Origin of the sequence: Allobosea sp. (assembly GCF_030694325.1) — a bacterium.
Lineage (GTDB): Bacteria > Pseudomonadota > Alphaproteobacteria > Rhizobiales > Beijerinckiaceae > Allobosea.
The window spans coordinates 1-9,853 of record NZ_JAUXYO010000056.1; the positions used below are offsets into that span (position 1 = coordinate 1).

Consider the following 9,853-nt stretch of genomic DNA (forward strand, 5'->3'; position numbering starts at 1 on the left):
CGCCGAGCGCGGCGGCCTGCGCGCGGGCGATCTCGTCGTCTCGATCGACGGCCGCGCGATCTCGAGCTTCTCCGACATGCAGCGCGCGATCTCGGCCCGCCCCGAGGAGACGCTGACCGTCGTCGTGGATCGCGCCGGGGCGCTGGTAACGCTGCCCGTCACGCCGGCGCTCGTCGAGCAGAGCACGCCGGTCGGCAAGCAGCGCATCGGCGTGCTCGGCGTCCAGGCTTCGCGCCAGGCCAGCGACTGGCAGACGCAGCATTTCGGCCTGCTCGAATCGGCCAAGGTCGGCGTTGGCGAGACCTGGTACGTCGTCGAGCGCACCTATGATTATCTGGCCAAGCTCGTGCGCGGGCGGGAATCGGTCGATCAGCTCTCCGGCCCGATTCGGATCGCGCAGGTCTCCGGCATCGTGGCCAGCAATTCCGGCCTGATGGGGCTTCTCAACCTCGCCGCCATCCTCTCGGTCTCGATCGGGCTGATGAACCTCTTCCCCGTGCCGATGCTCGATGGCGGGCATCTGATGTTCTATGCGATCGAGGCGGTGCGCGGGCGACCGCTCAGCGACCGCGCCCAGGAACTCGGCTTCCGCTTCGGGCTCGGCCTCGTGCTGATGCTGATGCTCTTCGTCACCTGGAACGATCTCGTCCACGTCCGATCGCTGCTTTAGCGGTTGAGCGTTGGACGGCTGGAATCGCCGCGCCTGCGGGGCCGATCGGTGGCCCGTCCGTTAACGGCTTGCCGACGATTTAAAGCGATCGGGCCGGTCGGGCGTCGTCCGCCTGACGTTTTCGATGCGTCGCAGCATGGCCGGGAGCGCGCCGTTGGAGGCCGGTTTGCGGCCAAATCACGGCAATCCGCGTGGCCTCCGAGCAACGAGCGCCTCGAAAATATTTCGTTAACGACAATGCCCGTTTGCACCCCGCGGGAAACTTTGTAGAAGCGAATGGACTGCAATGTCTCCATGCGGCCGCTCGTAGGCGGTCGCCCCCGCGACCGGGGTGGTGACCTGATAAATGGAATAGGCGACCCGATGACGTCGACCCAAAAGAGCCGGTCCATGAAAACGCGGCTCTCTCGATCAGTCGGACTTTCGGCCTTCATGTTGGCCGTCAGCGGTGGCGTGGTGTTCGCGCAGGCCGTGATTGTCCAGGGCAACAGGCGCGTCGATGCGGAGACGATCCGCTCCTATGCGTCCGGTCAGAGCGCTCCGCAGCAGATCCGCGAGAACCTGCTCGCCACCGGCCTGTTCACCAATGTGCAGGTGAACCGCCGCGGCGCGCAGACCGTCATCTCCGTCCAGGAGAGCGACACGATCAACCGCGTCGCCTTCGAGGGCAACCGTCGCCTGAAGAGCGAAATCCTGCTGCAGCAGGTCCAGTCGAAGGCCGGCGGCCCGATGAGCCAGCAGCTTATCGATGCCGACGTCGCCCGTCTGAAGGAAGTCTATCGCCGCGCCGGCTACGGCCTGTCCTCGGTCAGCGGCCGCATCGCGCCGCTGCCGAACGGCCGCTCGGACGTCGTCTTCACGATCAACGAGAGCGGCAAGACCGGCGTCAAGTCGATCAACTTCGAAGGCAACCAAGTCTATTCGGACGGTCGCCTGCGCGGTCTGATGACCACGACCGAATCGAATTTCCTGAGCTGGATCAAGACCTCCGACGTCTACGATCCCGACCGTATCACCTCGGATCTCGAGCTCGTCCGGCGCTTCTATCTGAAGAACGGCTATGCCGACTTCCAGATCCTGAACAGCCAGGCCCGTTTCGACGATGCCGCCGGCGGCTGGGTCATCGACGTCACCGTGTCGGAAGGGCCGCAGTACAAGGTCGGCAGCGTCGCGGTCGATTCCTCGGTGCGCGAGATCGACTCTGCCACGCTCAACAACTACGTCGTGACCTCGGCGGGCGACACCTATAACGCCGAGGCCGTCGAGAGGACGCTCGTCAGCCTGACCACCGAGGTCTCGCGCCGCGGCTATCCCTTCGCCCAGGTCCGCCCGCGCGGTGACCGCGACGCCGCCGGCCGCCTGATCGGCATCACCTATGTCGTCGACGACGGCCCGCGCGTCTATGTCGAGCGCATCAATGTGCGCGGCAACACCCGCACGCGCGATTACGTCGTCCGCCGCGAGCTCGATCTCGGCGAGGGCGACGCCTACAACAAGGTCATGGTCGACCGCGCCGAGCGTCGCCTGAACAATCTCGGTTTCTTCAACAAGGTCCGCATCACCAACGAGCCGGGCTCCGCGCCCGACCGCGTGGTCGTCAACATCGACGTCGAGGACAAGGCCACCGGCTCCTTCTCGATCTCGGGCGGCTATTCGACCTCGGACGGCGTGATCGGCGAGGTTGCGCTGTCGGAATCGAACTTCCTCGGTCGCGGCCAGTTCGTCCGCATCGCGGGCACGCTGGGCCAGCGCACGCAGGGCGTCGACTTCTCCTTCACCGAGCCCTATTTCCTCGGTCGCCGCATCGCGGCGGGCTTCGACCTGTTCTCGAAGTTCAGCGACAACTACAACACCGGCCGCTTCGAGAGCCGCGTCACCGGCGGCACCGTCCGCATGACCTTCCCGATCACGGAAGAGTTCTCGATCACGCCGCGCTACTCGATCTACACCACCGAGATCGAGATCCCGAACAGCTTCGACCGGCCGTATAATGACTGTACGGTGCCGCTGACCGGTGTCACGCCGGGCACCGCAGGTGCGATCGGGGCCAGCACCACGATCAACTGCCTCACCAATGGCGAGGCGACGGTTGCGGTGAAGGAAGCCGCCGGCACCACCCCGACCTCCCGGGTCGGCCTCGGCTCCACCTACACCTCGCTCGACAGCAACCAGAACCCGCGCAACGGCTTCATCGCCGAGATCAAGCCGGAATTCGCCGGTCTGGGCGGCGATTCGAAGTTCCTGCGCGTGGCCGCGGATGCGCGCTACTACAAGGAAATCTTCGACGACGTCGTCGGCTTCGTCCGGGTTCAGGGCGGTCACGTGCAGGCGACCAGTGGCAATCTCCGCATGATCGACCACTACTTCCTCGGACCGACCCTGGTGCGCGGCTTCGCGCCGTCGGGCATCGGCCCGCGCGACGTGCTAAACGATCCAACCGCGAACGCGCTCGGCGGCACCAGCTATTTCGGTGGTTCGGTCGAAGTGCAGTTCCCGATCTGGGGGCTGCCGCGCGATCTCGGCCTGCGTGGCGCGATCTTCGCCGACGCCGGTACGCTCTTCAGCTATGATGGCGGCACGGCCGTTGCGAGCGCCTGCCCGGCCGGCTCAACGGGTCGCTTGTTCAACGTTGCTTTGTCTCAGGGCCAAACGGCGCAGACCAACGTGGCCTGCGTGCGCGACAAGAACGTGCTGCGCTCCTCGGTCGGCGTCAGCCTGCTCTGGCAGTCGCCGCTTGGCCCGATCCGCTTCGACTACGCTTACGCGCTCTCGAAGGACGACGGGCAGTGGGGCACGGCGATCGTCAATGGTGCAGCCGTCACCGGCAAGTTCGGCGGCGACCGCCTGCAGGCCTTCCGCTTCTCCGGCGGCACCCGCTTCTGACGCGGCGGGGCGCTCGCGCCCCGCTCCGGACACATCCCCTGATGTCAGATCCCCATTTCTTTCCGGCCGCGACCTCGCTCGACTGCAGCGAGGTCGCCGTCATTTCGGGCGCCGCGCTGCCCGAGGGCGCTGATCCGGCGCGGCGTTTTACCGGTGCGGCGGCGCTTGAGCAGGCCGGTCCTGCCGACATCGCCTATATGGACAACCCGAAATACACCGAGGCGCTGGCGGCGACCGCCGCCGGGCTGTGCCTGGTCTCGCCGCGCTTTGCCGAGCGCGTGCCGGCCGGCACGCTCGCGCTGGTCACGCCCACGCCCTATCACGCCTTCGCCAAGATCCTGGCGCGCTTCTTTCCCGCCGCCCTGAAGCCGGGCTCGGTGTTCGCTTCGCAGGGTGTCGCGCCCGGCGCCTTCGTCCATGCGACGGCGGTCCTCGAGGCCGGCGTCACGGTCGATCCCGGTGCCGTCATCGGGCCGGGCGCGGAGATCGGCTCGGGGACTGTCGTCGCCTCGCATGCCGTCATCGGCCCGCAGGTCCGCATTGGACGCGACTGCTCGATCGGCGCGGGCTGCAGCCTGCAGGCGACCCTGATCGGAAACCGCGTCATCATCCATCCCGGCGTCCGGATCGGGCAGGACGGTTTCGGCTTCGCGATGAGCCCGAGAGGGCACATGAAGGTGCCGCAGATCGGCCGCGTCATCATCCAGGACGATGTCGAGATCGGCGCCAACACCTGCATCGACCGCGGCGCCAGCCGCGACACGGTGATCGGCGAGGGCACCAAGATCGATAACCTCGTCCAGATCGGCCACAACGTCGTCGTCGGCCGCCATTGCGTCATCGTCTCGCAGGTCGGCATCGCCGGCTCCTCGACGCTCGAGGATTTCGTCGTGCTCGGCGGTCAGGTCGGCCTCGCCGGTCACCTCACCATCGGCATGGGCGCGCAGATCGCGGCCCAGAGCGGCGTGGCCGGCGATGTCCCGCGCGGCGCCAAATATGGCGGCTATCCGGCGCAGCCGGCTCTCAGCTGGGCCCGCGAAAGCGCGATGCTGAAGTCCCTGCTCGCCAACCGCGGCAAGGGCAAATCCCAAGGCTGATGCGGTCGCCCCGGTGCGGCCGGCTGTTGGCCTCGCCGCGTCTCGCGGCTAGAAGAAACCGGTGATGCGGAGCGGGCTCCGCGCGGGAGAGACAAGACGATGACCGAGGCGACGACGGCGCTGGGTGTGGCCGACATCCAGAAGATCATGGCCTGCATTCCCCACCGCTACCCGTTCCTGCTCGTCGACCGCGTCGTGGAGATCAACGGCGACGAATCCGGCGTCGGGATCAAGAACGTCACCATCAATGAGCCGCAATTCACGGGGCATTTCCCCGGCAATCCCGTGTTTCCGGGCGTTCTGATGATCGAGGCGATGGCGCAGACCGCCGGCGTTCTGGTTGTCAACGCGCGCGGCAGCGACGATGTGGCCGTGCGCAGCGTGCTCTTCACCACGATCGACAAGGCCAAGTTTCGCAAGCCCGTCGTCCCCGGCGACACGCTGCGCTTCCACCTCACCAAGGTGGCCCGCAAGCGCAACATCTACTTCTATCGGGGCGAGGCGCGGGTCGAAGGCACGCTGGTCGCCGAAGCCGATCTGTCGGCGATGGTCGTCTGATCCCGTGAGGGTCCGCAAGAGCAGGACGGCCCCGGCCGTGAGTGTCAGGTCATGAGCGCAACGATTCATCCCATGTCGGTCGTGGACCCTGCGGCGCGGCTCGCCGCCGGCGTCACGATCGGCCCCTTCTGCACGGTCGGCCCCGATGTCGTCCTCGATGAAGGCGTCGAGCTCATCAGCCATGTCGCCGTGGCCGGCCGCACCACTATCGGCGCTCGCACCAAGGTTTATCCCTTCGCCTCGATCGGCCATCCGCCGCAGGACGTGAAGTACAAGGGCGAGCCCTCGACCCTGACGATCGGCGTCGATTGCCTGATCCGCGAAGGCGTCACGATGAACCCCGGCACCGAGGGCGGCGGCATGAAGACGACGGTCGGGGACCGCTGCTTCTTTCTCGCCAACTCGCACGTCGCCCATGACACCTCGATCGGCGACAACGTCATTTTTTCCAACAACGTCATGTGCGCCGGTCATGTGAAGGTCGGCAATTTCGTCATCGTCGGCGGCGGCACCGGGCTGCACCAGTTCATCCGCGTCGGAGACCACGCCTTCATCGGCGGCGGCGCGGGCGTCATGCATGACGTCATTCCCTTCGGCATGGTGCGCGACAACCCGGCCCATCTCGCCGGGCTCAATCTCGTCGGCCTGCGGCGGCGCGGCTTCACGCGCGAGCAGATCCACGAGTTGCGCCGCGCCTACCGGCTGCTCTTCGCCGATGAGGGAACGTTGTCGGAGCGCGTCGAGGACGTCGCCAGCGAGTTCGCGGCCCATCCGCTGATCCACGAGATCCTCGACTTCATCCGGGTCGGCGGCGAGCGCGCCATCTGCGTCCCGCACGACGTCAACGCGCCCGATCGGTGAGCGCCGGTCCGGCATCGACACACGCGACGCGCAGCCCCCTCGCCATCATCGCCGGTGGGGGGGATTTCCCGCCGCGGCTGGCCGAGCTCGTCGCCGGCAGCGGGCGGCCTCTGTTCGTGGCTGCGCTCGAGGGGGCGGCCGATCCGGCGCGTTTCGGCGCCGCCGATCTGCAGAGCTACCGCCTCGGCCAGCTCGGCCGCCTCCTCGACGAGCTGCGTCGCCGGTCCATCGGCGACCTCGTGCTGATCGGCAGCCTGCCGCGCCCGAGCTTCTCAGGCCTGCGGCCCGAGGCTTCGACCCTGAAATACCTGCCGCATTTCGCCCGCGCCTTCCGCGGCGGGGATGATCATCTGCTGCGAGGCGTCGTCGGCTTTTTCGAGGACCAGGGCTTTGCGGTGCATGGCCCGGCCGACATCGCCCCGGCGATGACGGCCCCGGTCGGCGCTCTCGGCCGCAAGGTCGCCTCTGCCGAGCAGAAGGCGCTGATCGCACGCGGCTTCGAGCTGCTGGCGGCATTGTCGCCCTTCGATGTCGGGCAGGCCGCCATCCTCGCCGATCATCGCGTCGTCGCGATCGAGGCGGCCGAGGGCACGGACGCCATGATCGGCCGTGTGGCCGAGATGGTCGCATCTGGGCGTCTGCGGATCGCCAAGGGCGACGGTGTCCTGGTCAAGGCGCCCAAGGACGGGCAGGATCTGCGCGTCGACATGCCGGCCATCGGCCCGCAGACGCTGCGCAACGTGGTGGCGGCCGGTCTGGCGGGAATTGGCCTGCACGCCGGTCGCGTTCTCGTCGGCGATGCGGTCGGCCTCGGCCGGCTCGCCGATCAATCCGGGCTCTTCGTCGAGGGCGTCACGAAGGACAGCCCATGAACGAGCCCTTCCGCCTCGCGATCGTGGCCGGCGAGGCCTCGGGCGACGCGCTGGCGCTGCGCTTCCTCGAGACGCTGCGCCGGCGGCTGGCCCCGCGCGAGGTGATCGTCACGGGGGTCGGCGGCGAGGCGCTGGTCGCCGCCGGGCTGGCGCCATTGTTCCCGCAGGCCGATATCGCGGTGATGGGATTCGGCCCCGTGGTGGCGCGCCTGCCCCTGCTGCTGCGCCGCATGGAGGACGCCGCGCGTGGCATCGCCCGCTTCGCGCCGGACCTCCTGCTGACGATCGACGCCCCCGATTTCAGCCTGCGGGTGGCGAAAAAGGTCCGCGCCCGCACGCCCGACATCCCCATCGCCCATTGGGTCTGCCCGAGCGTCTGGGCCTGGCGATCGGGGCGCGCACGCCGCATGACGCCCCATATCGACCGGATCCTCGCATTGTTGCCGTTCGAGCCGGCGGCGCTGGAGCGGCTTCAGGGGCCGCGGACGGTTTACGTCGGCCACCCGCTGATCGAGCGGCTGGACGAGCTGCGCCCGGCCCCCGCAGAAGCCCCGAGGCGGGCGGATGTCGCATCGCCGCTCGTGCTGGTCCTTCCCGGCAGCCGGCGTTCCGAGATCCGCCACCTGATGCCGGTCTTCGGCGCGGCGGTGGCCCGCATTGCCGAGCGGCTGCCGGGCGCGCGCTTCGTTCTGCCGGCGGTCCCGCATCTCAAGGACGAAATCGCCCAGGCCACGGCCGGTTGGACGCGACCGCCCGAGATCGTGCTGGGAGAGGCTGAGAAGCTCGCGGCCTTCCGCGGTGCGCGGGCGGCCCTGGCGGCATCGGGCACCGTCACGCTCGAACTGGCTCTGGCGCAGGTCCCTACCGTCGCGGCCTATCGCGGCGCCGGCTGGGAGGCTGCGATCGCGCGGCGGCTCATCAAGCTGCCCAGCGTCATCCTGCCCAACCTCATCCTGGGCCGCAGCGTCGTGCCCGAGTTCATCCAGGAGGATGCGACGGCGCAGGCCCTTGCCGGTCAGCTCGAAGAGGCCCTCGCCGAGGGCGAGGGGCGGGCGCGGCAACTCGCCGGCTTCGCCGAGGTCGAGATGATCATGCGCTCGGCCGGCGAGAGCCCAGCCGCCAATGCAGTCGAGGCTGCACTGGCGCTGGTGTCGAGCCGTGCCGGCGGGGCGGGCGGCGCCTGAAGCTCACTCGAGCGCGGCGCCGGAGGCCTTGGCGATCGGGAACCACTTCGCCACCTCGATCTTGACGTGCTCTCCCAGCGCCTCAGGGGTAGAGCCGACGATCTCGGCACTGACGTCGTTGAGCCGCTGCTTGACGTTGGCGTCCTTGAGCGCGTCGTTGGCGGCCTTGTTGAGCTTCGCGACGATGTCGGCGGGCAGCTTCGCCGGTCCGAACAGCGCGTTCCAGGTGTAGGTCTCGTAGCCCGCGAGCCCGCCCTCGGCGATCGTCGGCAGATCCGGGAAGGACGCGACGCGGTCCTTGGTCGTCACGCCTATCGCGCGCAGCTGGCCGCTGCGGATGAACTGGGCGGAGGAGGGCAGGTTGTCGAACATGATCGGCACCGCGCCGGCGACGACGTCGTTCAGGGCCGGACCGGCGCCGCGATAAGGCACATGGTTCATCTGGACGCCGCCGATCGACTTGAACAGCTCGCCCGAGAGATGCAGCGGCGTGCCGACGCCGGAAGACGCATAGGAGTACTTGCCGGGCTCGGCCTTCAGCACCGCGATCACCTCCTGGACCGTCTTGGCCGGGAAGCTCGGATGCACGACCATGACGTTCGGCACCACCGCCAGCAGCGAGATCGGGGTGAAGTCCTTCACCGGGTCGAAGGTGACGGTCTTCAGGATCGCCGGGTTCAGCGCATGGGTCGAGATCGTGCCCATCAGGATCGAGTAGCCGTCCGGCGTCGCGCGGGCGACCGCGGTGGAGCCGACATTGCCGCCGGCACCGGCGCGGTTCTCGATCACGACCGACTGGCCGAGCAACTCGCCCATCTTCTGGCCGACGAGACGCGCGACGATGTCGGTCGAGCCGCCGGCGGCGAAGGGAACGATCAGGTTGATCGGGCGGGTCGGGAAGGCGGTCTGGGCCTGCGCCTGGCCGCCGGCCAGGGTCAGGGCCGAAGCACCGGCGATGAAGCCGCGCCGGGAGAGATCATGCGAGTGGGACAAGTGCTGTTCCTCCGGAAGGTCGTTTTGAGTGTAGCGGCACCGCGCGATGCGTCATCGCCGGTCGCGATATCAATCATCTGAAACAATAGGGGGCGCGACGGCAAGCCGTCGCGCCCCTTCGGGAATTGTTTTCGACGCGCTGCGGCTCAGCGTCGGCCGATCGGCGTGTATTCGCGCTGCGGCGCACCGGTATAGAGCTGGCGCGGACGGCCGATGCGCTGGGACGGATCCTCGATCATTTCCTTCCACTGCGCGATCCAGCCGACGGTGCGCGCCAGCGCGAACAGCGCGGTGAACATCGAGGTCGGGAAGCCCATCGCCTTCAGGGTGATGCCCGAATAGAAGTCGATGTTGGGATAGAGCTTCTTCTCGATGAAGTAGCTGTCCGACAGCGCGATGCGCTCGAGCTCGATCGCCACGTCGAGCAGCGGGTCGTCCTTGACGCCGAGCTCGTTCAGGACCTCATGCGTGGTCTTCTGCATGATCTTCGCGCGCGGATCGTAGTTCTTGTAGACGCGGTGGCCGAAGCCCATCAGGCGGAACGGATCGTTCTTGTCCTTCGCCTTGGCGATGAATTTCGGGATGTTCTCGACCGAACCGATCTCCTCGAGCATCCGCAGCGCCGCCTCGTTGGCGCCACCATGGGCCGGGCCCCAGAGGCAGGCCGTGCCGGCCGCGATGCAGGCGAAGGGGTTGGCGCCCGACGAGCCGGCGAGCCGCACCGTCGAGGTCGAG

The 9,853-nt window shown here is 68.0% G+C and carries 9 protein-coding genes; 7 read left to right on the forward strand and 2 right to left on the reverse strand.

The genetic code is table 11. The features are described 5' to 3' along the window. The 7 genes from rseP to lpxB all read left to right on the forward strand — a co-directional run. On the forward strand, window positions 1-670 hold a 670-nt coding region (rseP, locus tag Q8M82_RS03250; protein ID WP_305689947.1), incomplete at its 5' end, for an RIP metalloprotease RseP. 363 nt (window positions 671-1,033) lie between these two features. Then, the gene (gene bamA, locus Q8M82_RS03255) at window positions 1,034-3,553 is read left to right on the forward strand and encodes an outer membrane protein assembly factor BamA (RefSeq protein WP_371126219.1); all 2,520 of its coding nucleotides are present in this window, start codon (window positions 1,034-1,036) and stop codon (window positions 3,551-3,553) included. Window positions 3,554-3,594: 41 nt separating this feature from the next. Next, the gene (lpxD, locus tag Q8M82_RS03260) at window positions 3,595-4,650 is read left to right on the forward strand and encodes a UDP-3-O-(3-hydroxymyristoyl)glucosamine N-acyltransferase (RefSeq protein ID WP_305689949.1); all 1,056 of its coding nucleotides are present in this window, start codon (window positions 3,595-3,597) and stop codon (window positions 4,648-4,650) included. Between the two features lie 99 nt (window positions 4,651-4,749). Beyond that, complete coding sequence (gene fabZ / locus Q8M82_RS03265; RefSeq protein WP_305689950.1) at window positions 4,750-5,208, forward strand: 3-hydroxyacyl-ACP dehydratase FabZ; 459 nt, start codon at window positions 4,750-4,752, stop codon at window positions 5,206-5,208. 51 nt (window positions 5,209-5,259) lie between these two features. After that, window positions 5,260-6,069, forward strand: a complete 810-nt coding sequence (lpxA, locus tag Q8M82_RS03270) for an acyl-ACP--UDP-N-acetylglucosamine O-acyltransferase (RefSeq protein WP_305689951.1) — start codon at window positions 5,260-5,262, stop codon at window positions 6,067-6,069. Beyond that, window positions 6,066-6,941: an LpxI family protein gene (locus Q8M82_RS03275; RefSeq protein ID WP_305689952.1), complete on the forward strand. Its 876-nt coding sequence runs from the start codon at window positions 6,066-6,068 to the stop codon at window positions 6,939-6,941. The genes lpxA and Q8M82_RS03275 overlap by 4 nt, the downstream gene beginning before the upstream one ends. Beyond that, window positions 6,938-8,125, forward strand: a complete 1,188-nt coding sequence (gene lpxB, locus Q8M82_RS03280) for a lipid-A-disaccharide synthase (RefSeq protein ID WP_305689953.1) — start codon at window positions 6,938-6,940, stop codon at window positions 8,123-8,125. Before Q8M82_RS03275 ends, lpxB begins: the two co-directional genes overlap by 4 nt. A 3-nt stretch (window positions 8,126-8,128) precedes the next feature. Here lpxB and Q8M82_RS03285 read toward each other — a convergent pair whose 3' ends face one another. Both Q8M82_RS03285 and Q8M82_RS03290 read right to left on the reverse strand, forming a co-directional pair. Then, a complete protein-coding gene (locus Q8M82_RS03285) occupies window positions 8,129-9,118 on the reverse strand; it encodes a Bug family tripartite tricarboxylate transporter substrate binding protein (RefSeq protein ID WP_371126220.1) in 990 nt (329 codons plus the stop codon). A gap of 146 nt (window positions 9,119-9,264) precedes the next feature. After that, the coding region (locus Q8M82_RS03290) for a citrate/2-methylcitrate synthase (protein WP_305689954.1) at window positions 9,265-9,853 on the reverse strand (589 nt) is incomplete at its 5' end.

Excerpts from the sequence above, each read along its gene's own strand:
- lpxD (WP_305689949.1), top strand. The coding sequence starts at position 3,595 with ATGTCAGATCCCCATTTCTTTCCGGCCGCGACCTCGCTCGACTGCAGC.
- fabZ (WP_305689950.1), top strand. The coding sequence starts at position 4,750 with ATGACCGAGGCGACGACGGCGCTGGGTGTGGCCGACATCCAGAAGATC.
- lpxA (WP_305689951.1), top strand. The coding sequence starts at position 5,260 with ATGAGCGCAACGATTCATCCCATGTCGGTCGTGGACCCTGCGGCGCGG.
- lpxB (WP_305689953.1), top strand. The coding sequence starts at position 6,938 with ATGAACGAGCCCTTCCGCCTCGCGATCGTGGCCGGCGAGGCCTCGGGC.
- bamA (WP_371126219.1), top strand. The coding sequence starts at position 1,034 with ATGACGTCGACCCAAAAGAGCCGGTCCATGAAAACGCGGCTCTCTCGA.